Origin of the sequence: Falsiroseomonas sp. CW058, assembly GCF_050563535.1 — a bacterium.
Taxonomy (GTDB): Bacteria; Pseudomonadota; Alphaproteobacteria; order Acetobacterales; family Acetobacteraceae; genus Falsiroseomonas.
Genome location: NZ_JBNXUO010000028.1, coordinates 14752 through 37066, shown reverse-complemented (window position 1 = coordinate 37066; position 22315 = coordinate 14752). Strand labels below are relative to the sequence as shown.

Annotated in this window: 29 protein-coding genes; 5 read left to right on the top strand and 24 right to left on the bottom strand. The window is 70.4% G+C overall.

Going from position 1 to position 22315, the window contains the following annotated elements; all coding sequences use genetic code 11:
• Positions 1-54: 54 nt before the first annotated feature.
• From ACK8OX_RS19475 to ACK8OX_RS19390, 18 genes are all read right to left on the bottom strand, one after another.
• On the bottom strand, positions 55-1539 hold the full coding sequence (locus ACK8OX_RS19475; protein WP_430665902.1) for a phage tail sheath subtilisin-like domain-containing protein: 1485 nt from the start codon (positions 1537-1539) through the stop codon (positions 55-57).
• The gene (locus ACK8OX_RS19470) at positions 1539-1733 is read right to left on the bottom strand and encodes a DUF2635 domain-containing protein (RefSeq protein ID WP_430665901.1); all 195 of its coding nucleotides are present in this window, start codon (positions 1731-1733) and stop codon (positions 1539-1541) included. The genes ACK8OX_RS19475 and ACK8OX_RS19470 overlap by 1 nt, the downstream gene beginning before the upstream one ends.
• 11 nt (positions 1734-1744) lie before the next feature.
• Positions 1745-2266, bottom strand: a complete 522-nt coding sequence (locus tag ACK8OX_RS19465; RefSeq protein ID WP_430665900.1) for a hypothetical protein — start codon at positions 2264-2266, stop codon at positions 1745-1747.
• A complete protein-coding gene (locus tag ACK8OX_RS19460) occupies positions 2263-2586 on the bottom strand; it encodes a head-tail joining protein (RefSeq protein WP_430665899.1) in 324 nt (107 codons plus the stop codon). Before ACK8OX_RS19460 ends, ACK8OX_RS19465 begins: the two co-directional genes overlap by 4 nt.
• Positions 2586-2924 carry a hypothetical protein gene (locus ACK8OX_RS19455; RefSeq protein ID WP_430665898.1) on the bottom strand — a complete coding sequence of 113 codons (339 nt, stop codon included), beginning with the start codon at positions 2922-2924 and terminating at the stop codon, positions 2586-2588. The genes ACK8OX_RS19460 and ACK8OX_RS19455 overlap by 1 nt, the downstream gene beginning before the upstream one ends.
• A gap of 4 nt (positions 2925-2928) precedes the next feature.
• Positions 2929-3957 carry a major capsid protein gene (locus tag ACK8OX_RS19450; protein ID WP_430665897.1) on the bottom strand — a complete coding sequence of 343 codons (1029 nt, stop codon included), beginning with the start codon at positions 3955-3957 and terminating at the stop codon, positions 2929-2931.
• Between the two features lie 152 nt (positions 3958-4109).
• The gene (locus tag ACK8OX_RS19445) at positions 4110-4484 is read right to left on the bottom strand and encodes a head decoration protein (RefSeq protein WP_430665896.1); all 375 of its coding nucleotides are present in this window, start codon (positions 4482-4484) and stop codon (positions 4110-4112) included.
• A gap of 12 nt (positions 4485-4496) precedes the next feature.
• Positions 4497-5093 (bottom strand): hypothetical protein, encoded by a 597-nt coding sequence (locus tag ACK8OX_RS19440; RefSeq protein WP_430665895.1) that lies wholly within the window; start codon positions 5091-5093, stop codon positions 4497-4499.
• 66 nt (positions 5094-5159) lie between these two features.
• A complete protein-coding gene (locus ACK8OX_RS19435; RefSeq protein ID WP_430665894.1) occupies positions 5160-5975 on the bottom strand; it encodes a S49 family peptidase in 816 nt (271 codons plus the stop codon).
• Positions 5972-6256 (bottom strand): hypothetical protein, encoded by a 285-nt coding sequence (locus ACK8OX_RS19430; protein ID WP_430665893.1) that lies wholly within the window; start codon positions 6254-6256, stop codon positions 5972-5974. Before ACK8OX_RS19430 ends, ACK8OX_RS19435 begins: the two co-directional genes overlap by 4 nt.
• Positions 6253-7923 carry a phage portal protein gene (locus tag ACK8OX_RS19425; RefSeq protein WP_430665892.1) on the bottom strand — a complete coding sequence of 557 codons (1671 nt, stop codon included), beginning with the start codon at positions 7921-7923 and terminating at the stop codon, positions 6253-6255. The genes ACK8OX_RS19430 and ACK8OX_RS19425 overlap by 4 nt, the downstream gene beginning before the upstream one ends.
• Before the next feature lie 40 nt (positions 7924-7963).
• Positions 7964-8224 (bottom strand): hypothetical protein, encoded by a 261-nt coding sequence (locus tag ACK8OX_RS19420; RefSeq protein WP_430665891.1) that lies wholly within the window; start codon positions 8222-8224, stop codon positions 7964-7966.
• 125 nt (positions 8225-8349) lie between these two features.
• A complete protein-coding gene (locus ACK8OX_RS19415) occupies positions 8350-10545 on the bottom strand; it encodes a phage terminase large subunit family protein (RefSeq protein ID WP_430665890.1) in 2196 nt (731 codons plus the stop codon).
• Positions 10478-11110: a hypothetical protein gene (locus tag ACK8OX_RS19410; RefSeq protein WP_430665889.1), complete on the bottom strand. Its 633-nt coding sequence runs from the start codon at positions 11108-11110 to the stop codon at positions 10478-10480. The genes ACK8OX_RS19415 and ACK8OX_RS19410 overlap by 68 nt, the downstream gene beginning before the upstream one ends.
• A 208-nt stretch (positions 11111-11318) precedes the next feature.
• Complete coding sequence (locus ACK8OX_RS19405; protein ID WP_430665888.1) at positions 11319-11483, bottom strand: hypothetical protein; 165 nt, start codon at positions 11481-11483, stop codon at positions 11319-11321.
• Between the two features lie 33 nt (positions 11484-11516).
• Positions 11517-12137, bottom strand: coding sequence for a hypothetical protein (locus tag ACK8OX_RS19400; RefSeq protein ID WP_430665887.1), 621 nt, complete (start codon positions 12135-12137; stop codon positions 11517-11519).
• Position 12138: 1 nt separating this feature from the next.
• Positions 12139-12468, bottom strand: a complete 330-nt coding sequence (locus ACK8OX_RS19395) for a hypothetical protein (protein ID WP_430665886.1) — start codon at positions 12466-12468, stop codon at positions 12139-12141.
• A complete protein-coding gene (locus ACK8OX_RS19390; RefSeq protein WP_430665885.1) occupies positions 12468-13184 on the bottom strand; it encodes a recombinase family protein in 717 nt (238 codons plus the stop codon). The genes ACK8OX_RS19395 and ACK8OX_RS19390 overlap by 1 nt, the downstream gene beginning before the upstream one ends.
• 395 nt (positions 13185-13579) lie before the next feature.
• Here ACK8OX_RS19390 and ACK8OX_RS19385 point away from each other — a divergent pair, with 395 nt between their 5' ends.
• The 4 genes from ACK8OX_RS19385 (at position 13580) to ACK8OX_RS19370 (ending at position 15851) form a co-directional block, all read left to right on the top strand.
• On the top strand, positions 13580-13945 hold the full coding sequence (locus ACK8OX_RS19385; protein ID WP_430665884.1) for a hypothetical protein: 366 nt from the start codon (positions 13580-13582) through the stop codon (positions 13943-13945).
• Positions 13945-14562, top strand: a complete 618-nt coding sequence (locus tag ACK8OX_RS19380) for a hypothetical protein (protein ID WP_430665883.1) — start codon at positions 13945-13947, stop codon at positions 14560-14562. Before ACK8OX_RS19385 ends, ACK8OX_RS19380 begins: the two co-directional genes overlap by 1 nt.
• A gap of 86 nt (positions 14563-14648) precedes the next feature.
• Positions 14649-15110: a hypothetical protein gene (locus ACK8OX_RS19375; protein ID WP_430665882.1), complete on the top strand. Its 462-nt coding sequence runs from the start codon at positions 14649-14651 to the stop codon at positions 15108-15110.
• Positions 15111-15155: 45 nt separating this feature from the next.
• The gene (locus tag ACK8OX_RS19370) at positions 15156-15851 is read left to right on the top strand and encodes a hypothetical protein (protein ID WP_430665881.1); all 696 of its coding nucleotides are present in this window, start codon (positions 15156-15158) and stop codon (positions 15849-15851) included.
• Positions 15852-15910: 59 nt separating this feature from the next.
• Here ACK8OX_RS19370 and ACK8OX_RS19365 read toward each other — a convergent pair whose 3' ends face one another.
• The 6 genes from ACK8OX_RS19365 to ACK8OX_RS19340 form a co-directional block, all read right to left on the bottom strand.
• Positions 15911-16321: a hypothetical protein gene (locus ACK8OX_RS19365; RefSeq protein ID WP_430665880.1), complete on the bottom strand. Its 411-nt coding sequence runs from the start codon at positions 16319-16321 to the stop codon at positions 15911-15913.
• Between the two features lie 62 nt (positions 16322-16383).
• Positions 16384-16995, bottom strand: coding sequence for a DUF6362 family protein (locus tag ACK8OX_RS19360; RefSeq protein WP_430665879.1), 612 nt, complete (start codon positions 16993-16995; stop codon positions 16384-16386).
• A 661-nt stretch (positions 16996-17656) separates the two neighbouring features.
• Positions 17657-20239: a DUF927 domain-containing protein gene (locus ACK8OX_RS19355; RefSeq protein WP_430665878.1), complete on the bottom strand. Its 2583-nt coding sequence runs from the start codon at positions 20237-20239 to the stop codon at positions 17657-17659.
• Complete coding sequence (locus ACK8OX_RS19350; protein ID WP_430665877.1) at positions 20232-20618, bottom strand: hypothetical protein; 387 nt, start codon at positions 20616-20618, stop codon at positions 20232-20234. The genes ACK8OX_RS19355 and ACK8OX_RS19350 overlap by 8 nt, the downstream gene beginning before the upstream one ends.
• Positions 20615-21184 carry a hypothetical protein gene (locus ACK8OX_RS19345; protein ID WP_430665876.1) on the bottom strand — a complete coding sequence of 190 codons (570 nt, stop codon included), beginning with the start codon at positions 21182-21184 and terminating at the stop codon, positions 20615-20617. Before ACK8OX_RS19345 ends, ACK8OX_RS19350 begins: the two co-directional genes overlap by 4 nt.
• A gap of 82 nt (positions 21185-21266) precedes the next feature.
• On the bottom strand, positions 21267-21515 hold the full coding sequence (locus ACK8OX_RS19340) for a helix-turn-helix domain-containing protein (RefSeq protein WP_430665875.1): 249 nt from the start codon (positions 21513-21515) through the stop codon (positions 21267-21269).
• On the opposite strand from ACK8OX_RS19340, the gene ACK8OX_RS19335 reads away from it, so the two are divergent.
• Positions 21444-22280 carry a LexA family transcriptional regulator gene (locus ACK8OX_RS19335; RefSeq protein WP_430665874.1) on the top strand — a complete coding sequence of 279 codons (837 nt, stop codon included), beginning with the start codon at positions 21444-21446 and terminating at the stop codon, positions 22278-22280. The genes ACK8OX_RS19340 and ACK8OX_RS19335 overlap by 72 nt on opposite strands.
• Positions 22281-22315 lie beyond the last annotated feature (35 nt).

Genomic DNA, 22315 nt, shown 5'->3' with positions numbered 1-22315 from the left:
CCGAGGATGGTGGGGATGTGCCGGGCGGGCCGGGCCGCCCGGCGACCGGGGACGTCAGGTCAGCGAGGTGGACTTCCGGAACTGGATCAGCGCCGCGAACTGGCGGAACTGGTCGATCGGGACGATCGGCAGCAGGCCGTTCACCCGGCAGCGGTTCGCGCTGTCGCGCTCCACCACCAGCGCCTCGGCAAAGGCATCGTACTCCTGCACCAGGCCGTCCGCCTCCATGCGGCGGTACTCCGCGAGGATGCCGTCGCGGATCACGCCCGTGGTGACGATGTTGGAGCCCGGGCGGAAGCGCGTGCCCTCGCTGCCCAGCTTGAAGCGGCCGAAGGTGCTGGTGACATAGGCCTTCAGCCGGCGGATCGCGGCGGCGAGGACGTACATCGTCTCCGGGTACAGGTAGCTGTCATCCGGCACCGACTGGGCATTGAGCCGGTAGGTGGTCACCAGCGTGTCGGTGAGGACGGTGCCGTCCGCGGTGACGACGAAGGCGCCGAGGCCGTTGTTCAGCAGCGTGTTGCGGTCATCCACGTCGCCCCACCGCTTTTCCCGCGGCGGTGCCATCACGTCGAGCCGCAGGCCGTGCAGCGGCAAGCCCGGATCGGCGCGGATGGAGGCGGCGCAGGCGCCGGCGAGGTTCGCGGCCCAGAGCCAGGCAGGGGTGGGGGAGCCGTCGGCCGGCAGGCAGACGGTGTGCTGGTCGTTGCGGGTAAGGCCGAAGGTGACGGCGGTGCCGAGCGTGCCGCGGAGCCCGGCGAAGGCACCGCCGTAGAGCATCCGGTCCCAGCTCCACCGCGCCGCCAGGTGGTCCCGCAGCGCGTTGAGGCTGGCCGCGTCGGTGTAGGGCATGGCGTGGAATTCGAAGGGCTCGCCGGCGAGGTTCGCCAGCGCGGCCGCGAGGTCCGGCGCCGTGGTGCCGCCCGACAGGCCGGCCGCCGTGATCGCGAGGCCTGCGGGCGCGACTTCCCCGCCCGCGGAGCCGAGGAGGTTCCGCGCGAGGGTAATGTCGTTGCCCGTCAGGCCCTTGTGGCGCGCCGTGACGGTGACGGTGTTGGTCGCGGCCGTCGCGGTGACCGGCAGCGAGGTGTCGGCATTGATCGCGGCGGCGATCGCGGTGGCCACCTGCGCCGTCGTCTGGGTCGGGGCGACCGCCACCTGCACGCGGCGGTCGCCGATGTAGACGGCCTCGGTGCCGGCGGCCGTGGGCGCGGCGGTGACGGTGAGCGTGCCGGTCGCGGCGACGCCGGCGCCGTTGTCGGCCAGCGGCAGCAGGTGGACCTCGCCGCTGCGGTCGCCCCGCCGGTAGGCTTCCGCCATCAGGGCGAGCATGGAGCCGCGGCCGGCGCGACCGCGCAGCCAGTCCAGCCCTTCCAGCAGCACCGGCAGGCCGGTCGGCAGGTCGCCGGTCGCGAGCTGCTGGCCGATGATGAGGCTGCGGAGCGAGCCGGCGGTGCCGGAATTGGCGCGGGAGTTGTCGAGCTCGGCGAAGAACAGGGTGGACCTGTTCGAGGCCGGGATCTCTCGGAAGCCGACCATCAGCGCACCTCCCCATCATCGACGGGCATGGGCGCATCGCCGGAGGCGCGCGGGGTGACGGTCTCGATGACGTCGCCGTCGCGCAGGCGGCGCATCCAGTAATCGGAGCGCGGCACCTCCCGCCCGGTGGCGGGCAGGTGGTCGCGCAGCTGCGGGTCGGGGACCGTCAGGCCCTCGGCGGGGATCACATACATGGGGCTTCCCTTCAGGCGGGGCGGAGACGCAGCGAGGTGGCATCGGCGCCGCAATCGACGGCCGGGCCCGGCACCTCGGTCGCTTCGGTCCAGGCCATCTCGAAGGCGACCAGGGCGCTGCCGATCGCGACCTCGGAGGATTTCGTGTCGATGCCGAGCGTCGTCTTCACCTCGTCCACCCGTTCGATCAGGCGATCCGGCGGCAGCAGCAACTCGGCGGCGGTGAGGACGGCGTCGGTAACGGTGCCGGTGATCGCCTCGAGCTCGTCCTCGAGCGCGGCGCCGTCGCGGGAGCGGGCATCGAGCCGGACCTCGACGGCCAGGACGAAGCTGACCGCGTAGAAGGACCGGTAGGCAGTGCCGCCGGTGCGCTTCCGCGTCTCCTGCCAGCCATAGACCAGCAGGGCTGGCAGTTCGCTGTCCGGCAGCGACCAGGTGCGGGCGCGGTGGACGCGGCCGGCGACGGCGGGCACCCGCGCGGTCAGGATGTCCGCCACCTTGTCCCGCACGGCGGCGCGGTGTTCGGCGCTCATCCTATCCGGCCCAGCTGCAGCACGATCCAGCCGGCGGCGTCGGCCGCCGGCACGTCCCGCACGTCGAAGGTGACGCCGGCGACCAGCACGCGGTCCCGCGCGAGCGGGGCGAAGCCCGCCGGAAGGTCGGCACCCCGGATCGACAGCGTCGTGCGCGGAGCCGCGACCGGCGGCCCATCCCCCGGTCCCTCGACCTCGACCGTGTAGCGGTCGAGGATGCCGGGCAGGTCGAAGGTCGGGCCGGAGTGCGGCGCATAGGTGACGGGCACGGCTTCGGCGAAGGCGCCCATCACCGCGGCGTCGAGCGCGGCGAAGTCCATCAGCTGATGGACGGGCCGCGGGCTTCGGCGGGCTCGTCGGCCGCGAGGCGGGCGCGGCCGAGATAGGCCGGCGCGTCGTAGCCCGACACCTCGAACCGCTCGCCCGGGCTGACGACGCGGCCGTCGGGGCTGTCGTCGTCGATCACGGTGAAGCCGACATGCGCCACCATGGCGACCGTGCCGGACCGCGCCCGCGCCTCGTCCTGCTTCGCCTGCTGGCGCTGGATGATGTCCATCTCCCGCTGCCGGGCGGCATCGGCAGGCGACATCATCACGATGGGCGCGGGCGGGGGCGCGGGCTGAACGGCGGGGGCTTCCGCCTTCGTCTTCTCGGTCATGGCGTCAGTTCACCTTGGCGCTGGCCGAGGCGTTGACACGGCTCGGGATGACGAGGGGGGAGGACTGGGTCATCACCCAGCGGGCGCCGGGGTCCTTCTCCGTCCAGCTCTTGGGCGCGAAGGGGATGACGGGGAAGTTGATGTCCTCGTCCTGGATCGCGGCGAAGGCGCGCACGCCGTCCACCTGGCGGGAGCCGAGGATCACCGTGCCGTCGGTGAGCATCGGCTTCTCGACGCCGTCGGCGGGGTCGATGAACCACTCGTAGTACATCCAGAGCGTGTACTGGCCCCAGGTGCCGAGGCGGATGCCGCCGCGTTCCGGCCGCACGCCGGCGGCCGCGAAGTCCTCGTTCCCGTTCTTGAAGCTGGACACGACGGCGGCCACCAGCGGATCGGCGCGGAACAGGCGCCAGGCCGCCGGGGTGAAGACGATGTCCGTCACCGGGAAACCGGACTGCTGGAGCACCAGCGCAGCCCAGTCGTCGATGTTGTTCGACGGCGAGATGCCGGCCTGGCCCCAGCGGTTGGCGCCGGCGAGCGTGATGTTCAGCGCGGCATTGCGGCCGTAGTTGATGACCGCGGTCGGCACGCCTTCGCCCACCACGGTGATGGCGCCATCGGTCATCGTCTTCGCCGCCATCCATTCCAGGCGGCGGAAGATGGTGTTCAGCTGGTCCTCCAGCTCGAAGCGGAGATTCGCGGCGGCACGCTCGGCCGGCGACATGGCGCCGCCGATGCGCTCACCCATCTGGCGCCGGATGGCGCGGCGGGGATCCAGCCGCGACTTCGGCTTCAGGTAGGGCGGTGCGAAGGTGGGCGTGCGGTAGCCGAGGCTTTCCACCACCTTGCCTTCGACCAGCGGGTTCACGAAGGGCGCCAGGCGGCGCTTGCCGTCGAACACGTCGATGGAGACGAATTCCGTGTCGCTCATCGTCGCGTTCGGGAAGAACAGGTCCAGCAGGAACTGGCTGGGTTCCTTCAGGTTCTCGACCACCCGGATGAGGGTGGCGGTTTCGTAGATCGACAGGGCCATGTGCCCGATCTCCTGCGCGCGTCCGCGTGCGTGTTGGGTTCATCCGGCCGGGGTCGCCGGCCGGGGCCGCGAATGCGGCCCGCCGCTCGTGCGGCGAAGACAGGCGCGCGGATGCGCGCGCCCGGCGTCTGAAGGCGGAGGGGGCGGGCCGATCAGGCCGTGACGGGCGTCTTGAGGTAGATGCCCCGGTCGCGGAGGCCCGCGCGGATGGAAGCGAGGGTGTGCCCCGCGCCGAGGATCAGCGCGTTGTCGTTCACCTCACCCGCGAGGATGACGGGGCAGTTCGCGAGGTCACCGCCCGAGGCGTTGCAGTCGTCGGCCAGCACGCCGTAGGGCACCTGGCTGCCGTCGCCCGCCGCCGAGGCCGACAGCGTGATCTTGCCCGATGCGGTGATGAGGCCGACCACGGCGCCGCGCGCCAGGTTCTGGCCGGAGAGCAGCGTCTCCGGCCGGGTGACGATCTGGGTCAGGCCGGCGATCAGCCGGTCCGGGGTGTAGGTCTCGGAGAAGGTCTGGGGGCCGGACATGCGGGTGTTCCCTTACTTGCCGCGCGGACGGCGGCCGGCGTTGAGGACGAAGTCGGCGTTGCCTTCCGGCGTGTCGCGGCCCGGGGTGCCGGCGCCGCCATCGGCGCCGAGCCGGGGCGGCGTCTCGGCCGCCATCCGGTCGGCGAGGCCGCGGCGCCCGCCCGTGCCGGCGGCCCGCAGCGCGCCGATCGCCGCCGCCGCGGGCAGGTCCGTCTCGAAGGCGAGGTGCGCGGCAAGCGCGACGTTCCCGGCGGCCTCGGGCGCGGAGAAGATGCCGGCGCAGCGCGCGCGTTCCGCCCGGCGCGCCGCGGCAAGGCCGCGCGCGGCGGAGGCGGCGGGCTTGTCCTCCTCCTCCTCGTCGTCGCCCTTGTCGTCGCCGTCCTCCTCCTCGGCCCCCTTGCCGGCCTTGGAGTCCTTCTTGTCCTTCTCCCCCTCGTCCTCCTCGGAGGACGTGTCCTTGTCCTCCTCGTCGTCGGACTCGTCGGTGGCCTTGTCGTCCCCCTTGTCCTTCTCGTCGTCGGACACGTCGGCCTTGCCGCGGGCAGGGGCGCGGCCGGCGAGGTGGGCGAAGCGGGACAGGGCGCCGCCCGCGGCGGTGCGGAGGGTCATCGGGTGTTCCTTCGGCTGGTGTGCGGCGGTGCCGCGCGGTGACGGCGGAGGCCGCCGGGATGGGGGTCAGGCGAGGCTTGCGCGCAGCGCGAGGAAGGCGGCGTCGGCCGAGCAGACCTCGTCGGCCAGCCGGGCCTCGACGGCGAGCTGGCCCATGAAGCAGGCGGCTTCCTGCCGGCGGATCGCCCCGGGCTGGACGGCGCGGTTGCGGGCGACGGCGGCGACGAACATCTCGCCCAGGCGGTCCACATCGGCCTGCAGGGCGTCCAGGACGTCCGCTGTCATGCCGGTGTAGCTGGCGCGCAGTTCCGCGGCCTTGCGCTTGCCGAAGGTGATGAAGTGCGGCGCGATGCCGTCCGCCTTCAGCATGGCCGAGATGTCGACCAGGGCGGTGATGACGCCGATGGAGCCGGCGCCGCCGGTTTCCGGCACCGTCACCCGGTCGCAGGCGCTGGCGATCCAGTAGGCGGCGCTGAAGGCGCTGTCGTCGAGGATGGCCCAGAGCGGCTTGACCCCCCGCGCGGCACGGATGAGCGCGGCCAGGTCCGGCAGGCCGGACACCATGCCGCCGGGCGAGTTGACGAGGAAGGCGATGGCCTTCGCTTCCGGATCGTCGAGCGCGTCCATCAGGTTCGCGCGGATGCCGTCATAGCCGGTGACGAAGCCCCAGCTGCGCCGATCGCCGAGCCGGTTCACCAGCACGCCCGAGACCTCGATGACGGCGATGCCCGCCACCAGGTCGTAGCCGATGCGGTCGCGCGGGGCGGGCGGGGCGCTGCCGAGGGCTTCGATCGCGGCCGAGACCTGCGGCCAGGCGCGCGGGTCGAGCAGCAGCGGCGTGTTGGCGAGCCGCGGGTCGATGCCGTGGGCGGCGGCGGTCAACGCAGGTTCTCCAGCGTGTTCCATCCCGCCGGTGCGGGGCGCGGGTCACGCGGCGCCGCGGTGGCGCAGCCGACATGGAGCCGGTGCGGTTCGGCGGGGGCGAAGGGCGGCATGTGACCGGCATCGCCGTGCCCGCATGGCGGGAGGGCGAGCGCCAGCGTTTCGCCGTGCAGCCAGCGGGTGAAGCGCAGCTCGGCCGGCGGTGTGCCGGCGAGGGCCTCCGGCCGCGCAGCGGCGAGCAGCGCCGCCATGCCGAGCGCGCCGCGGCGGGACAGGATCATGGGCTGTCATCCTTCGTGCCGGCAGGCGGGTCCTGCGGTGCCGACTGGTCGGGCTGCTGCCCGCCGGTGACGGTGTAGGTCAGCGTCAGGCCGCGGGCCTGCGCGGCCTGCTGTTCGAGCGCGAGCTGGTCGAGGTTCTCCTCCCAGTCGAGCCCGTCATTCTCCTCGGCCTCGCGTTCGAGGGTGGAGAGGCCTGCGCCGATCTTCATGCGGCTGCCCTCCGGCTCCTTCGTCGGATCGACCCAGCCGCGGCCGGGGCCGATCCAGCGGCAGCGCGCGTATTCGGCGCGGGCTTCGGCGAAGTCCGGCGCGCCGGCCGGCAGGGGCACGTCGCCGTGCTCGATCATCTCCTCGAGCAGCGCCACGTAGTGGGGCGTCGCCCAGCCGCGGCCGAAGTCGCGGCGGCGGCGCGTCAGCGTGCGCCACGCCTCCAGCAGCGCCTGCCGGGCAGAGGAGTAGGTGGAACCGCGGAAGTTGGCGCTGACCGTCTCGAAGCTGTTGCCGGTGGCGACGGCCAGGTTGCGCAGCATCGCTGCTTCGAACATGTCGAAGGCGCCGGCCGGGCGGCTGGAGCTGATGGTGCTGACCTTCTCGCCTGGGAACAGCTTCGCGAGGCGGATGGACCCGGCGGAGAGACGGTTGTCGGCGTGGAAGTCCGAGCGCAGGCGCTGATAGGCGGAAATGCTGGCGCCGTCGCCGTCCTCCTCCAGCGCCTTCTGGACGTCGTCGGCGTCGAAGGGCGATTCGATGTAGGCGCCGAAGATGGCGTTGATAACGGCTGCCTGCACTTCCAGCCGGTCGTACTGCGCCAGCATCCGCATGCGCGCCAGCACCGGCGTGAAGATGCCGCCGACCGGGCGGTGATCGCCGGCGCGGTCGGCGTCGTAGTGGTGCACGAAGGACGGGCGGCCCCAGCTGGTCCGGCGCGGCACCCGCTGCCAGGTGACGGCGCGGCCGGCGGCCCACCACTCCGCCTCATGCGCCTGGCGGATGTGGTAGGCGACCGGCGCCAGGCCGCGGGCGTCGAGCTCGACCCCGCCGCGCAGGGTCAGCGTGTCCATCGTGCCGTTCGGGTTCGACAGCCGGTCGGGGTCCACCAGGTGCATCGCGGTGGCGTAGCGGGCGGCGCCGTAGCCCACGCGTTCCGGCATCCAGTCGATCGGGCCGAGGGCCTCGCCTTCCACCAGATAGTGGCGGAAGGCGAGGCGGGCCTTCTGGCTGAAGCTGTGCTTCTCCTCCGCGTCGCCGTAGTTGCAGGGGTCCTCGCCCCAGGCGCGGAAGGCGGCTTCCGCCGCATCGGCGAATTCCTTCGCCCATTCGACATCGAAGGCGCCGCCGAAGCGGCGGGCGAGCGCGCGATAATCCGGCTTGGCCGAGAGGCGGAAGTCGGCGCCGATCGACGCGTCGAGCGTGCGGGTGACGGTGCCGGCGGCCCAACCATCATTGCGGACCATGTCGCGGATTCGCGCGACGGCGAGGTCACGGTTCGGCCCGGTTTCGGTGTCGGGCGAGCCGAGCACCGCGTTCCAGCCCGCCATCTCGGCCGAGGAGCGATCCGCGGCGTCATAGGGCGCGCCGGGATTGCCGATGAGACCCCGGATCCGCGCGCGCGCGATCTCGCCCCGGGTGATCTCCCGGCCGTGCTGGTCGACGATCTTCGCGGTCATCGGTGCCCCGTGGCGGGCATGCGGGCGTGCGGGGGCACCATCAGAACCTGATCCCGATGGCGCGGCGGCGCGGGCGGGCCTGCGCCAGCGCCCCGCGAGCGGCCAGCGCATCGGCGATCTGGCCGATCCACTGCATGAGCTCCGCGCGGTTCGCGGGCGTGAAGGCGCCGGCGCGGCTGCTGCCTGGCGTCGAGTAGCTGAGCGACACCTCCCGCCGGCCGATCGAGAGCGCCTGCAGGGCGGCCAGCGCCTCGGCGTGCCAGGCCTTCAGCGTCGCGGTGTCGATGACGCCCAGGTCCATGTGTCCCCGACTTCCCTGCGAGAGATGGCGATGCGCCTGCCGCGGGTGCGGCGACGCCTAGCGCCGGATGGTCGCGCTCGGCGCCGGAGGCGCGCGTCAACGAGCCCGGCGCCGGAGGGCGCCCTTCAGCGCGCGTAGCGGGACGCCCGGCGGTTCCGGGTGGCGTCCTGGCCGGCGACCCGCACCGAGACCGCCGGCGCGGGTTGCGGCAGGACGACGGGGCCGGTCAGTGCAGTGGGCACGGCGTCCGCCGGCGGCGGTGGCGCGGTGGCCACCGCTGCGGTCGCGTCCTCTCCGGCGCTGCCATGCGGCGATGCGGCGGCATCGGCGCGGGCGTTCAGGCGCAGGCCGAAGTGGATCAGGCCGCACAGCGCGGCATAGGCGTAGACGCGACAGTCCAGTGCCTCGTTGGCGCGGCCGGGGATGGGTTCCCAGACGCGATAGGTGACCGCGCCGACCGACTTCTTCACCAGGCGTTCGGCCAGCAGCTGCTGGTACCACCCGACATCGCGCTCGGCCGGGACGTGCATGAAGCCCGGCCCCGGTGTCTCAAGCGCAAGGCGGTTGCGGACCACGTCCTTCGCCGCGTTCACGCCGATGATGATCGGCCGGTAGCTGGAGCGCGTCGCGGCCGTGGGCCGCTTCGTCGGCCAGACCGGGGAGCGCGTGCCGTTGCGCGCGCTTTCGCCCTTGATGCCCCAGACCTTGCGGCCGAGCCGCGCCTTGCAGAAGGAGTAGACCTTCTGCGTGGAGTGGCCGCCGGTGTCGATGCAGGCCGCCTCGATGCGGAAGGGGCGCCCATCCTCTCGGTGGAAGCGGCGCAGCAGCAGCGCGTCCACCCGGTCCCACAGGGCATCCGTGTCGGGATCGCCCTCGATCACCTCCTGGGCGACGGACCAGGACTCCTCGTGCCGGCCCCAGCCGACGATCTCCACCTCGACGCGATCATGCTGGACGTCGATGCCGGCGGTCAGCAGCGCGACGCCGTGCGGCACCTCGCCGGCCCATGTCTCAGCGCGGGCCAGCAGCGCGTCCAGCACCACGGCCTTGCCGGCCGTGGGGCGGTAGGGCAGGCCGGCCTGGGTGTTCCACCAGACCTGCTTTCGGTCCTCGTCGCCCTGCGCCAGCAGCCATTTCGCCGCGATGTCCTGCGGCCGGTCCTTCTGCCAGGGCGAGTAGAGTTTGCCGGCCTGGAAGCCGGCGTGGTGGTTGTTGACCGGCCAGGTGCCGCAGGTGGCGCAGCGGGCGCGGTAGACGGCGTGACGCGGGCCCGCCCACCAGTCCCACGCGGCGGCGATGCCGCGGCCCGTGCGCTCCGGCTCCGGCACGTCGGCGTGGCGCCAGGCGGTGTTGTAGGCCTCGATCGGCGACTGGCGGATGCCGCAGCAGGTGAAGGGGCGTGTCTGATGCCAGCGCGCGGTGCGCAGCGCCCGCAGCCGCTCACCTTCCGACCAGGCCCGGGAGCAGGAATCGCAGTGGATGCGCGCCGTCTCTGGCCGGTGCACAGGGCCGTCCTTCTCCCACTGCACATGGCGGAAGAAGTCCGGGAACTGGCGGTGCCCGCAATGCGGGCAGGCGAGCGACGCGCGGCGCTGGTCCGAGGCATCGTAGCTCGCGGCGATCCGGCTTTCGTCCTCGACCGTTGGCGAGCAGGCGCGGATGGACAGCCAGTTCGTGTCGAAGGAGGCGGTCCGCTCCTCCGCGATGGCGATCGGCTCGCCTTCCCGGGTGACGGGGTACTTGTCCACCTCGTCCGACAGCAGGATGCGGATCGGGCGCCGCGCCAGGTTGTCCGGGCTGCCGGCGCCGGCGAGCGCGAGGAAGCCGCCGGGGAATGACTTGAACAGCAGGGTCTCGTCCGCGGAGCGGGTGCTGCTGGTGCCCACCAGGTCCCGCAGGACCGGGGTGGCGCGCACCATCGGCGTGATGCGCTCCTTCGAGAACTGCTCGGCCGCGGCCTCCTTCGGCTGGAGGAGGAGCATGGGGCAGGGGTCGAGATGCGCGTGGTAGCCGAAGACGTTCTCGAGCAGCGCCGTCTTGAGCAGCTGCGTGCAGACCATCACGGTGATGACGTGCACGCCCGGCTCGGTCACCGCGAGCATCGGCCCGCGCGCCACCTCGACCGTGCCCGTGTCCCACCGGCCGGACCGGGCGCCGGCTTCCTTCGCGAGCTGGCGGTAGCGGTCAGCCCATTCGGGGACGGAGATGCGCGGCGGCGGCGTCCAGCCGCGACGCGCGGCCTGGCGGAGGCGGTCAGCCTTCGTCGCGGGCGCGGAAATCGGCTTCGGGTTCGCCGAGGGCCTCGAGCTGCTGCTGGACATGGGGGGTCAGGGCCTGCACGACGCGGTCGGCCTCGATGCCCAGATCAGCGGCCAGCAGCGGGCCGATCTTGGCGGGGAAGTTGAGCCAGGCATCCCGCGCGGCCCGGAAGGTCGAGAACAGGACCGCCTCGGCCGCCTCGAGCTCGACCAGGGCGCCGCCGAGCTGCTGCGCGCCGATCGTTGCCTTCATCGCGGCCGCGGCGGCCTTCACCTTCTCCGACGTGGCGAGGTCCGGGACGTCGCCGGCGAGGAAGCGGCGGGAGAAGTCGTCGAGGTCGACCTCGCCAGGCTCGTCAGCGGCGGTGCGGCGGCGGCGGGTGAGTTCCCCGCCATGGTGCTGCGGCTCGCGCTCGGTGCGGACGGGTGCGGAGGGGGTGTCCGCAGAGGTGTCCGCGGGCGGCGACGCGTGCCGGTTGGAGTGGCGCCAGCCGGTGCCGACCAGGGTGGGATCCAGCGTTCCATCAGGCCGGGCCTGGAGTTTTCCGGCCCCGAGCGCGTTGCGGACCAGCTTGTCGCTGCATCCCTCGCGCCGGGCGAACTCCCGGATGGAGATCCCGACGGGCATGGGTGCGGACACCTTTCTTCACCCATAGCTGGGCACTGTACGAGGCGCGAAGCGTCCCGTGTCAGGAGGGTGGGGCAGGAAGGACCCGAACCGGGGGGGAGGGGGGTCGGTTCGGATCCTTCCGCCCGTTGCGCCGCATCCCCGTGCTGTCCTGCCCGTCGCGTCGCGATGGGATCGCCGTCGGCAGGGACGTGGGAGCGGCGCAATCTCAGCCGCGGGCCAGACGGCCCTTCGTCGCGATCGAGCGACGAGCCTCGGCCCGATTGCGGGGCAGGCGGCGCAGCAGGTTCAATGCGTCGACCTGATTCAGCGGTCGCCGCGCCGTCGCAAGCACCTGCGCGCAGATCCGCTGCGCGAGCGTCATCGCCTGCATCCGCAATTCCTTCGATGTGGAGGTGTCGGCCCGCTACCGCCGCGCGGTGGCGAGTGCCTTCGCAAGAGCCTGTCGGAAGGCTGGTGCCATCGTCGCCTGCGCGACCTTGATGACACGCGCTTTGAAGCCGAAGCGGGGCTTGTAGGCCGCGCTGCGGACGAAGATCACGAGCGGTTGCAGCTTCCCGTCTTCGAGACGCCGGAAGAAACCCCCGGTGCCGTTGGCGGTCTTTCCTACGAAGACATCTTTGCGTCGCTTGAGCGAGGCCAGCCCACGGAAGCCGATATTGCCAAACGCATTGCGCTTAACCGCCTTCGGCATGACGAGTGCTTGCCCCCGTCCCGTGCCGCCATGCTTCGAGCGTTCCGGCTTCCGCGTGCCGCCCGTCTCCTCGAGGACGAGGTACTCGGCCTGCCTCTCCTTCACGTAGACCCGCGCGACGAGGCTGTTCTTCCGCGCCGGCGCCACCGCGATGCCGGCCCGCGTGAAGGGCGTCGGCCGGTCGAAGATGGAGGGCAGCGCGCGACGGTTCGCCACCGCGGCCGCGTCCGCCATAGCTGTCAGCGCACGCGCGGTTGCGAAAGGCACCTGGCGCCGCGCCAGGTCATCCAGGTTGCGCGTCAGCGGCCGGAGATCGGCGCGTATGTCGAACATGCTACTGCACGGTCAGCTGGGTGTAGCCCCGCTTGCCCGGCTTTCCCGGGATGACCTGCCCGATCATCGCCTTCGTGATGGTCACGTTCGGCGTCGGGTCGGTGCCGGCGACGGCGGACCTGGTCAGCACGCGGTTGCCGGCGACGACGCTCTCATGGTCGCCCATGGCGGCGAGCAGCTCAGGCTTCAGCGCGTCGCACTGCGCTTCCAGGCGCTTGATGTCCGCCTTCGCCGTCGCATAGGCCTCGGCCTTCTGCGCCACCGCGCGGTCGCGGATGACATGGCGCGTCGCCGGCGCCGGGGCGGCGACGGACTTGGTGGTGCGCGGCATCAGGCCGGACTCCTGTCGAGGATGCGTTGCACCTGGGTCGGGTGCCAGATTTCGGCGCCGGCCGGCGTCTTCACGCCGCGCGCCATCAGCGCCGCCGCGATCTGCGGCAGGCTTGTGCATCCGGCCGCCTGGGCGGCCCGGATGAGGGGGAGCACGCGGGCCGCGTGCTCGTCGGAAAGACGCTGGCGCACTGCATTCGCGGCGCGCGCGGCCTCGGCGTCGCCAGCGATCAGGCGCGGACTGCCGAGCTTCACGCCACGGGCCCGCGCGGCCTGCAGGGCTGCCTTCGTGCGGGCGGAAATCATCTCCCGCTCATGCTCGGCGACGGCTGCGAGGATGTGGATCGTCAGCCGGTTCGCATGCGGGTTGTCGCAGGCGACGAACTCGACGCCGCTCTCCATCAGGTTGCTGACGAAGGCGACGTTGCGGGCCAGCCGATCGAGCTTCGCGATGATCAGTGTCGCGCGACGCGCCCGGCAGGCGGCGATCGCGGCCGCGATCTCCGGCCGGTCGTTCCTCTTGCCGCTTTCCACCTCGACGAAGGTGGCGAGGATCGTGCCCCCGGCCGCACGCACGTGGCGCTCGACCGCTTCCTGCTGCGCTTCAAGCCCGAGGCCGGAGGCGCCCTGCTTGTCGGTCGAGACCCGGAAGTAGGCGACGTACCCCGGCAGTCCCGCGGCGACGCCAGCGGCCTTCTTGAAGGGCTTGCGGGCCATCTCCGGACGGGGGTGCGGGGTGGTGGGCCTTCACAGACCCATACGTTCGTTTGACCGAATGAAAAGGCGGATCCCGGCCCGGCCAGGTGTCCGCGGCGGCCCTGCAGGGACCGCGACGCGCTGTGCGCGCGAGGATGACGGGGCCCTGAATGCGGGAAACCCCCGGCACCTTTCGGCACCGGGGGCTTTGTCTGCGGCGGGGAGGGCGGCTTGGGGTCCGCCCGCCCCTCTCTGGGCATTATGCCGTCTCGGCTACGCCAGAACCTGCCATGTGATCAAGGGGAAAAATTACCGCCTGTCCACATAGGCAAAGGGCGGCATTGATCGGGAACGAATGGGACTTCCGCGCCGCTCATCATCCTGCTTTCGTATCGGAGGAGAGGGGTGCTCCACCGATGGATCCTGATGTCATTGTCGAAGCTGACACCAAGCTGGTCTTCTTCGTCCAGGGCAGCCAGCCCGAGCCTTACCGCTGCGAGTTCGTGCGTGCGAGAGGCCGCTTGTCGGGGCGCTGCAGCTGTCCAGCAGGTGAGGCTGAACAGGCTTGCAAACATCGGCTCGCGCTTCTTCGGGGCGACGGTGCAGCCGTTGTTGGCGGGAAAAGCGAAGATCTGAGGTGCCTGGCAACGATGCTCGACGGCACTTCCCTCCAGAACGCTTTGAGGGAAGCGGAGGTCGCAGAATCCGAGTTGTCGGCCGCCAAGAAGAAGCTGTCGAACGCCAAGCACCGCCTATCCCGCATCATGCATGAGATCCACTGATGTCGGGCCCAGTTCGCTACCGTCGGCATCTGAGCCCGATCGTCTTCAAGGACGGGATGGCACAGGGCTGGGTGTTCGGCGTGCCGGACGCGTTCAAAGCCTGCCTCGACATTGCGACTGAAGGCCGGATCCTCTCACCCCGCAGCATTCTCCTGCGCGAACTACGCCGTCTGAAAATCGAATGTCATCAAGCTGCGATCGATGGTGATCGGTCGCAGCTGCACGATCTGTACGATGCGATGAAACGGGCCGGCCTTCCGGTTCTCGGCTGGGCGATGACGAGGGATGCAGTCGGCAAACCGCGCGGCGAATTTCTGCTTGAGCTTCAAGGCGTGCCCGCCAGCATCGAATTCGCGGAGGGTGACATATTCTTCGAACCCGCCGAAGTGCGGCGGATGCCCTGGCACGACGCGCTGCCGCTTCTTCGGCGATCCGTTCAGATCAAGGACTATTTTGTGGGTCGCGCCACAATCGACGTGATGGACTACAGCGCAGGCGAGATTGTCAAACGCACGGTTCTTGAGTGCTCCGGGCAGGAACTTGTCCAACTGTTGTGGCATGGAACGCTGCCCATCGTGAACGCCGATATGTCTCTGTGCCAAGAAGCCGAGAACTGATGCGCACCACGTTGTCGTTGGCTGCCGTCTTGCTATGTGGGTGGGCGACCGTCGGTAGGGCAGAGACCCGGCGACCCGTTGATACAATGCGACTGGACGAATTGGGCGTTGAATGGGTTCACGAAGAGCGCGCGGATGAGATCGACGACAAATGGCAAGTTCTCGTCTACGCAACGGTGCGTCGCGGCCCTTCTCGCGACTTCGCCTTCGGAGTGCTGTGCGTGGCCGACACCGGCCGCCGTGTTAGCATCGAACTTCCTGATGTCGTCTTCGGTGGGGGCAACAGGCGCGAGCTGCTGATCCGCGCCGATAGTGATCCTGCATTCACAGTAACTGCCATCGGGAGGACGACAGACCAGCACATGGCCGACATAGAGGGCGCACGGCTGGTTTGGGCTTTATCAAGAATGCTCGCATCGGCTCGCGAAAGAATTGTCGTGCGAGACGTGGAGACTGGCCGAACCTTCGTGTTGCCGTTGGGTCCTGCACGGCCAGAGGCGAACCTTGCCGCAGATCGATGCGAAGAGCTGCGCCGGCCGCGATCTTGATCTCCATACCGAACTCACTTCTCGTCAGGCCTTTCCCTGCTGCACATGCAGCACATCACCGACGCTCAACCAGCGGAACGCACCGTCGCAGGCCCGGAGACTGACAGACGAATGAGCGGCATGCGTGCGAACAAGCGTCTATCGGTTCCGGCTCTCCGGCGAGCAGAATTCCGGGCCATCGCGCGCAAGATCTTGGAAGATGCAGCCATTCGGAAAAGACTTGGGGCTTCCGACGATCTGGCCGGCCGCATCGCGACCGCGATGGGCCGCATCTATCTCGAAGGCGCACATGACGCCGAAGCCTTGATGAATGGCGCTCTCAAGCAGCCGGGAGAGATCGACCACCTCGATCTTGGTCTACTTTCCAGGAAGTCGTGGTGGAGTTTTCTCGATGCGGCAGCAGAGGTATTCGGCGGGCCGTATTGCGGCCCCCTCACGGCTACACCAAGAGGTTTCCTCCAACTCGTCACACCAGAAACTTCGAAAGCATCAGACGCGAGGTGGAAGGTCACAGTCCTCGAAGTTGATGGGCCTCCCGCGTGGGCATGTCTGTCCGGGCCATTCAGCAACAAGGCGGTTGGCCCCTGGCGTAGACATGGGCTGGTCAATCACGCCGAAACTGGCGGGCATCTCGTGTTCACGCAGTTGGCGTTCCGCAGCTGGCGCGCCTTCCTGGTGAAGCACCCTGACCACTTCGCTTGGCGGCGCGACAAGGATATGTCCGGCTACGTGCCGCCATAAGCCGGCAGCAGGTCACCCACCCGCAGGCCGGTCGGCAAGGTCCGAAGATGCCGTGAGCTTCAGGCGCCGCCGCACATATGCTGCGCGTCGGGCAGCGTCCAGGATTCCAGCGTCCGACGATTTGTCGTCGTGTAGACGCGGCCGCGCGGGTCGCCGGGTGGACAGTCCTGGGGAATGCTGATCAGGCAGAAGAAGACCTGGTCCCCCACCCGTGACCTGCGGATCGCGTCCACATCATCGTAGGACACCTGCACGCCGCCATTGGCGAACCGCACGGAGGATCCGGACCCATGGATGGGCCGGCCCGTGCGGCCGTCGACAAGGCGCGTCCCGATCGACGATACAGTGGTCGCCACGCAAGTGCCGGGCCGCGTCGGCAGGGACTGGGCCAGGGCTGGTATCGGCGATACCGCGCCGGAGATGCCCAGCAGCAACACGCTCGACAGGCGCACACGACGCAGCATCGTCATCTCGTCTCCCCGCACGTCCCCGGTGCGGCGGAAAGACTACAGCCGGAAGCCAGGAAGGGCAGCTACCACCTGGTCGTCCTGATCCCCTTCCCCAGATCCGCATGCGGCGCGTCGCCGGCGTGTCGCGCCAGGCTGTCCGGCCCCTCCCGCTCCGCCCGCCACAGCCGCGCCCAGTCGGCGCCGCCGAGCTGCTGCGCGTAGAGTGCCTGGACGATCCAGCCGATGCCCTGTGCGTGCCATCGCTGCACCGCGCGATAGTCCCAGCCGAACATCTCACCGATCGACCGCCAGCTGTGCCGATGGCGGCCCGTAACCGGGCTGGTCAGCGCACGCAGCAGCAGGATGCGGCGATGGTTGATGCGGTCCCGCGGCAGCAGCCGGATCCAGCCGAAGGCCTCGTCCATCTGCGTGACGCGCCGCGCCGACGGCACCGGCGGTCGGACCCCGCCCTCTCCGTAGCCGTAGGCCTCCGCAGCATCCGCCACCACGTCGGGCCAGTTGCTGCGGTAGCCCGCCGGCAGGCACCCGCGGGACGGCAGGGCCAGCAGCGCCGCGCCGGCATCCTCCAGGCGGAGCTCCACGACCTCCGTGTCGTAGATCGGCTCGGGCGGCAGTCCGGCGAGGCTGAGGCCGGCGGCCGGCCCGGCCCGGCCCTTCGGGGGCATCACTGTCATCGGACGGCACCTCCGGCCAGGATGACGGCGCGCGGGCGCGGCCGCGCGGCGCGGGGGGGTGGGCACGGCATCATGGGAAGGCTCCGCGGGTGGAAGGGTGCCGGGCGGGGCCCAAGGGCCGGAAACGACAAAGCGCCCGGAACCGTTCTGGCTCCGGGCGCGTCTCGCCTAGCGTAAGGCGAAAACTACTCCAGGCGCTGCCATGTGATCCAGGACCGCAAAGATCACTCTCCGCGCACGCGTGGTGGTCCACCCGGCCTCTCCGACGGCGGGCCCCCGCCCGGCGCCGATGGAACGATAGGCATATTTCCCGCCCATTAGCGAGAACATACAGCGCACACACATCAACGTGCGGTTGCTTGCGCTAACTTAACGACCGGCGGCTATCTTCCCTTTCGCCCCCAGAGTCCGCGCGCACAGGCAATAGAGCGTGTAACCTGTGTAACCGTGTTACCATGCTGAATCTAATGAGTTTTTCGGTTACACGGAATGCATGGCGACGTGTAACCGTGTAACCTCGCGTGCCGGAACAACATAGGTTCCGCCCGGTTACACGGTTACACCGAAAAGACGGAGGCGTGTAACCGGAAACTCGTTCGATAACAGCGAGGTAACACGGTTACACAGGTTACACCGCCCTTTTCCCTCCCGGCTCTCAGCCCTAGGCGTCGTCTTCGCCCGGCTGGTCTCGCATGCCGAAGATCGCGCCGGAGACTCTGTAGCAGCGCACCGGGCCCTCGCTTGGGATCTTCACCACTGCGGCCGGTGCGCGGTCCGTGGCACCGAGCAGAAGCCCCGCGCTGCGGAGCACGGCCACGGCGCGCTTCGGGTCCATGCCCTTGCAGACCTCGGTGGCCCAGACCTGAGGCATGATGAGGAACTCCCACCCCTCGGCACTGCCCGGCGGCCGCCGACGCCATCCAGCGCGATTCTGCGTCCGCATCTGGTCGGCGGCCGGAGGGACGACGTCACCCCGCTCGTCCCTGCGAATCAGCGGAGTGAAGCGGCTTTCCCCATGGAGCTCGAGGAAGGCCTGCACCTGCGCGATTGCCTGCTGGTCCTCCGTCGCGCCGGCGCCGCCGCGCTCGCCCAACCAGGTCTTGAAGCAGGCGGCCGCGGCCGCCATCGCCTCACCCTTCGGCCAGGGCAGCACGCCCCACTCGATCGCCAGCTCCCCGGCGGCGCCAATCAGGGCGAAGCGGTCCGCCACGCTGCGCACCTGGCCCGCGGCCTCGTCCGGCACATGGCGCTTGGCGAAGCCGGTCTGTGCCGCCTTCACCCGCGTCTCCAGCCCCTTCGTGTCGGTCACCCGGGCGCGGACCAGGTGCGTCAGGAAGCTCCGCCCGGCGGTGCCGTAATGCATCCGCGCGGCAAGCTGCAGCGCCTTCGCCAGCTCGCCCGGCTTGGCGAAGCCGTGCAGTTGCTGGAACACGCCCATCCGGGCCCCGGCATCGGCCGGCAGGTTCACCAGCCGCACCTCAAGGCCGGCCATCAGCTTCCGCCCGGCCTCCGCCATCTTGGCGCCGAGTGTCACCTCTCCGGTCGAGAGGAACATCGTCCGCCAGGTGCGGGATTTTCTGGCCCCGCCCTCCTTCCCCGCACGGAGCTTCCCGCTGCCGTTGGCCAGCATGTAGATCGTGTCGGCCACATCGTTGCTGCTGGCCTGGCCCATCTCATCCAGGATCAGCACCGTGTCGGAGGTCTCGGCCGCCGCGCTCTCCAGGCCGTTCGCCGTCGCGCGCCACTGCCGCACCTGCGCGCCGCGCGCCCCCCGCCCCCAGACGCTGCCCGCGACGTAGAGCGTGGTGGACTTGCCCGTCTGGCTGTCGCCCACGATGTGGAGGCCGCCGGAATCGCCGCCGACCACATCCAGCAGCGGTGTCGCCAACGCCGCGGAGATGGCGAGCGCCAAGCGATGGTTGCCGATGGCGAGCCGGCCGATGCTCTCCTGCCACTCCGCCAGCGTGCCGGCGGCGATGAAGGCGCCGTCGGTCCCGGCATGCTCCGTCTGCAGGATGACGGTGCCCGCCGCCGGGCCGTAGGCCTCGCCGCCCGGCAGGACGAAGACGTGCTTGCCGTGCGCCAGGTGCCATCCGGTACGGTCCACGCAGATCCGCCGGCGCTTGCTGCGCACGCCGCCGATGAACTGCTTCAGCAGGCTGCGCGCCTTGCCCGAGGGGTTGCAGTGCAGCCCGGCATCCTCGAGCTCCTCGGCGATGCGGTTGCCGTCGGCATGCACGAAGCGCTTCGGCACGCTCCACTGGTGCTGCCGCTCGTCGCGGTCCTTCCAGCGGATCACCAGGCCCCAGTTGTTGCCGGTGCCGTCATTCGCCTCGCCCACCACCTCGAACGGCGCGGCGATGAAGACGCGCTCGACCGGCAGCCCCTCCTCGTCCATCTCGGCCGCCTGGTCGTAGTAGAGGCCGCTGTCCTTGAAGACGAAGTTGGGCGGCAGCTGCGGCGGGTCCGCGTCCTGCGCCTCCGCCAGCAGTTCGGCCAGCAGCTCGGCCGAGGCGCCGGGAGGCATCGGATCGGCCAGGTCCCAGCCATCGGGCCAGTCGCGCGGGACCTCGACGATGCGCATCGTCTTCGCGCGGGTGTGGCGCGATCCCTGGCGCAGCAGGGAAGCGACGTCGTTGGCATAGGCCCGCCCGGGCTCGTCCTGGTCCGGCCAGCACACCACGTCGCGCCCCGCCAGGGGCGACCAGTCGGATCGCGCGGCCGCCTTGCCCCCGCCCTGGCTGGCCACGGCGACACTGTCAGGGAAGATCTGCGCCGCGCGGTCGGCTGCCTTCTCGCCCTCCACCAGCAGCACCGGCGCCTTCGGCCGCGCCGCCAGCCGTTCCAACCCGTAGAGCGGCCGCGGCGCCGGCGGCGCCTTCATGTGCCACCCGGTGCGGTCCCCGCGCTTGCCCTTGCTGTCGGTCCAGGCGCGGCGGCCATGGACGAAGGGGGTGACGTCCTTCCGCAGCTTGTCGCCGTCCCGCCGTTCGAACCGGGCCACCACGAACAGCAGCCCGCCTTCCGCGTCGCGATAGGGCCAGACCGCGACGGCGTGGCCATAGCCCGGGTGATACAGATCCTTCAGCTCCGGCACCGGCTGGTCGAGCGGCGTCGGCGTCGGCTCCCAGACGTCATCGCCGCCGGGCTTCGGCGCCGCGTGATGCGCCACGCCGTTGATCTTGCCGTTCGGCAGGGGCGCGAAGGGATCGCCAGGGGTTGCGGGCGAAAGGTGGTCAGACATGGCGTTCCCCCCCAAGGGACATGGGATCGAGGCCGAGCATCTCGGCGATGCGCCGGGCCGCATCGGCCTGGCTGAGGTTGTGGATGGCGGCGGCGAGGCTGACGACGTCTCCGCCGCCGATGCCGGCTGCGAAGTCCGCCCATTTGCCGGTGCGCAGGTTGACGCTGCACGACCGCCCCGGCGCACCGCGCAGGTCGCCGCAGCGCCATTCGTGGCCCTGCACCCGGCCGCCCGGCAGCCAGCGGGCGCAGAGCGATTCGAGATGCGGCAGCGCGGCGCGGTTGATCGTGTCGAAGGCGATCTGCCGTTTCGGCTGGCGCGCAACGGTTGAGACGTTGCGCGCGCGTCGCCGCGCGGCGCCACGGGTTCGGTCTGTCACGGGCGCGACCCCCGCGGGGTCTGGCGCCCGCCGTCACCCCCGCCCGGCGGGCGGCGATCGGCGGGCGCCCCCTCGCCCTCGGCCACGGGGGTGGCGGGCGAATCCTGCGCGGCGAGAAGGGCGGCCTGCGCCGCGATGCGGACCAGGTCCTGCGCCTGCTGCGCGGCGCGGCGACCTATCTCGGCAAGCTCGGCTGCGGTGAGACGGCCATCGGCCAGGCCTTCGCACAGCGCGGCCGGCACATCGCCGGCGTGGCGTGCAAAGCTGGCAACGGCGGCAGCCAGTTGCTCGCCATCCGCTGCATCGAGCGGAACGAGGCGATGGCTCGACAGTCGTGCGATCTCCGCCGTGACGAGTGGCGCGCCCGCCACTGCTTCGAGCACAGCGACGACATCGGCCGGCGGGTACGTGGAAGTATCGCCAAGGTCGTAGTAGCGCGCGATCTGCGCATGCGAAACGCGGACGCAGGCCGTCGCAGCCAGCACGCCGCCGACGCGGGAGACCAGCAGCCGGAATGCCGTCTTGATCGCGCGGAGGTCCTCTTCCGCGGGCAGGCGGTGCGTCATGGGCAGCCGCCGACGTGGGGAGAACGATTCCCGGTGCCGACCGCGGCGGCGATGCGCAGGATGGAAGTAGGGAGGGCGGGCATCATGCGCGGCTTTTCGCACCGGCAACACGCGCGGGGCCGCATCGCACCGGTATCGGTGGCGGAGCGAAGAAGTCGCTCGCCGTTACCGCGCCGCCGGTCACTGCCATGATGCGTCGCATCACAGCAGGACGGGGGATGCGTTCGCCGTGCAGGTAGCGGTGCACGGAACGGGCATCATGGAGGCCAAGCTCGCGTGCGAGCTCGGCGAGGGTGAGGCCGCGGCTTTGCCGGTATTGCTCGAGCGTCATGGCGACATGCTGGCCATATTGGCCACAAAAGGCAAGGCCACATTGGCCGCAGACCGGCCGGCTGCCGCTGGCCACTATGGCCAAATGCCGACTCGACTTCAGGAACTTCTCGACGCGAAAGGCTTGAGCGCCGCAGATCTGGCGCGCATGGCCGGGGTGCAGCCCAGCACGCTAAGCAAGCTGACGACAGGCAAGCGCCGGCTCGGCCTGCATTGGGCTAGGCGCTTTGCACCCCACCTCGGCGTATCACCGGCGGAACTGATCGTGGAACCAGGCGAGGCGGCGCTGTCCGAATCGCAGCCATTCGCCGAGGAAGGGCCGAGAGACCCGCCCCACGTTCCGCGCGGCTATGTCCTCGTCCGGGAATACGTGGCTGACGGCGCTGCTGGTGGAGGAAGGCTTCCGGTAGACTGGCAGGAAGGCAAGCAAGTCGTTGCCGAATGGGTTGTCCCGCGGGACCTGCTTCCGCCAGAGCACCGCAACGCGAAGGTGGCCGTGGTACGGGTGGTGGGTGACAGCATGACCCCGCTGCTGAGACCCTATGACCGCGTCATGGTCGATGTCGGCCACAACTTCATGGGTCCGGACGGCACCTATCTCGCATGGAACGGCATGGGCATCGTGTTCAAGCGACTGCAGGCCATGCCCGGCGATCCGCCGCGAATCCGCTTCTCCAGCGACAACCCGGCCTACGAACCCTATGTCGTGCCTGCTGATGAGGTGCATGTCCTCGGCCGCGTGATAGGCGTGTGGACCTGGCTGTAGCTAACTGGCCATATTGGCCTTGACCGACTGGCCAT

What these genes read in the sequence shown, in the direction of transcription:
- ACK8OX_RS19475 (WP_430665902.1), bottom strand. Translation starts at nt 1,539, where the DNA reads ATGGTCGGCTTCCGAGAGATCCCGGCCTCGAACAGGTCCACCCTGTTC.
- ACK8OX_RS19470 (WP_430665901.1), bottom strand. Translation starts at nt 1,733, where the DNA reads ATGTATGTGATCCCCGCCGAGGGCCTGACGGTCCCCGACCCGCAGCTG.
- ACK8OX_RS19465 (WP_430665900.1), bottom strand. Translation starts at nt 2,266, where the DNA reads ATGAGCGCCGAACACCGCGCCGCCGTGCGGGACAAGGTGGCGGACATC.
- ACK8OX_RS19460 (WP_430665899.1), bottom strand. Translation starts at nt 2,586, where the DNA reads ATGGACTTCGCCGCGCTCGACGCCGCGGTGATGGGCGCCTTCGCCGAA.
- ACK8OX_RS19455 (WP_430665898.1), bottom strand. Translation starts at nt 2,924, where the DNA reads ATGACCGAGAAGACGAAGGCGGAAGCCCCCGCCGTTCAGCCCGCGCCC.
- ACK8OX_RS19450 (WP_430665897.1), bottom strand. Translation starts at nt 3,957, where the DNA reads ATGGCCCTGTCGATCTACGAAACCGCCACCCTCATCCGGGTGGTCGAG.
- ACK8OX_RS19445 (WP_430665896.1), bottom strand. Translation starts at nt 4,484, where the DNA reads ATGTCCGGCCCCCAGACCTTCTCCGAGACCTACACCCCGGACCGGCTG.
- ACK8OX_RS19440 (WP_430665895.1), bottom strand. Translation starts at nt 5,093, where the DNA reads ATGACCCTCCGCACCGCCGCGGGCGGCGCCCTGTCCCGCTTCGCCCAC.
- ACK8OX_RS19430 (WP_430665893.1), bottom strand. Translation starts at nt 6,256, where the DNA reads ATGATCCTGTCCCGCCGCGGCGCGCTCGGCATGGCGGCGCTGCTCGCC.
- ACK8OX_RS19425 (WP_430665892.1), bottom strand. Translation starts at nt 7,923, where the DNA reads ATGACCGCGAAGATCGTCGACCAGCACGGCCGGGAGATCACCCGGGGC.
- ACK8OX_RS19420 (WP_430665891.1), bottom strand. Translation starts at nt 8,224, where the DNA reads ATGGACCTGGGCGTCATCGACACCGCGACGCTGAAGGCCTGGCACGCC.
- ACK8OX_RS19415 (WP_430665890.1), bottom strand. Translation starts at nt 10,545, where the DNA reads ATGTCCAGCAGCAGCTCGAGGCCCTCGGCGAACCCGAAGCCGATTTCC.
- ACK8OX_RS19410 (WP_430665889.1), bottom strand. Translation starts at nt 11,110, where the DNA reads ATGCCCGTCGGGATCTCCATCCGGGAGTTCGCCCGGCGCGAGGGATGC.
- ACK8OX_RS19405 (WP_430665888.1), bottom strand. Translation starts at nt 11,483, where the DNA reads ATGCAGGCGATGACGCTCGCGCAGCGGATCTGCGCGCAGGTGCTTGCG.
- ACK8OX_RS19400 (WP_430665887.1), bottom strand. Translation starts at nt 12,137, where the DNA reads ATGTTCGACATACGCGCCGATCTCCGGCCGCTGACGCGCAACCTGGAT.
- ACK8OX_RS19395 (WP_430665886.1), bottom strand. Translation starts at nt 12,468, where the DNA reads ATGCCGCGCACCACCAAGTCCGTCGCCGCCCCGGCGCCGGCGACGCGC.
- ACK8OX_RS19390 (WP_430665885.1), bottom strand. Translation starts at nt 13,184, where the DNA reads ATGGCCCGCAAGCCCTTCAAGAAGGCCGCTGGCGTCGCCGCGGGACTG.
- ACK8OX_RS19385 (WP_430665884.1), top strand. Translation starts at nt 13,580, where the DNA reads ATGGATCCTGATGTCATTGTCGAAGCTGACACCAAGCTGGTCTTCTTC.
- ACK8OX_RS19380 (WP_430665883.1), top strand. Translation starts at nt 13,945, where the DNA reads ATGTCGGGCCCAGTTCGCTACCGTCGGCATCTGAGCCCGATCGTCTTC.
- ACK8OX_RS19375 (WP_430665882.1), top strand. Translation starts at nt 14,649, where the DNA reads ATGCGACTGGACGAATTGGGCGTTGAATGGGTTCACGAAGAGCGCGCG.
- ACK8OX_RS19370 (WP_430665881.1), top strand. Translation starts at nt 15,156, where the DNA reads ATGCAGCACATCACCGACGCTCAACCAGCGGAACGCACCGTCGCAGGC.
- ACK8OX_RS19365 (WP_430665880.1), bottom strand. Translation starts at nt 16,321, where the DNA reads ATGACGATGCTGCGTCGTGTGCGCCTGTCGAGCGTGTTGCTGCTGGGC.
- ACK8OX_RS19360 (WP_430665879.1), bottom strand. Translation starts at nt 16,995, where the DNA reads ATGACAGTGATGCCCCCGAAGGGCCGGGCCGGGCCGGCCGCCGGCCTC.
- ACK8OX_RS19355 (WP_430665878.1), bottom strand. Translation starts at nt 20,239, where the DNA reads ATGTCTGACCACCTTTCGCCCGCAACCCCTGGCGATCCCTTCGCGCCC.
- ACK8OX_RS19345 (WP_430665876.1), bottom strand. Translation starts at nt 21,184, where the DNA reads ATGACGCACCGCCTGCCCGCGGAAGAGGACCTCCGCGCGATCAAGACG.
- ACK8OX_RS19335 (WP_430665874.1), top strand. Translation starts at nt 21,444, where the DNA reads ATGGAGGCCAAGCTCGCGTGCGAGCTCGGCGAGGGTGAGGCCGCGGCT.
- ACK8OX_RS19340 (WP_430665875.1), bottom strand. Translation starts at nt 21,515, where the DNA reads ATGACGCTCGAGCAATACCGGCAAAGCCGCGGCCTCACCCTCGCCGAG.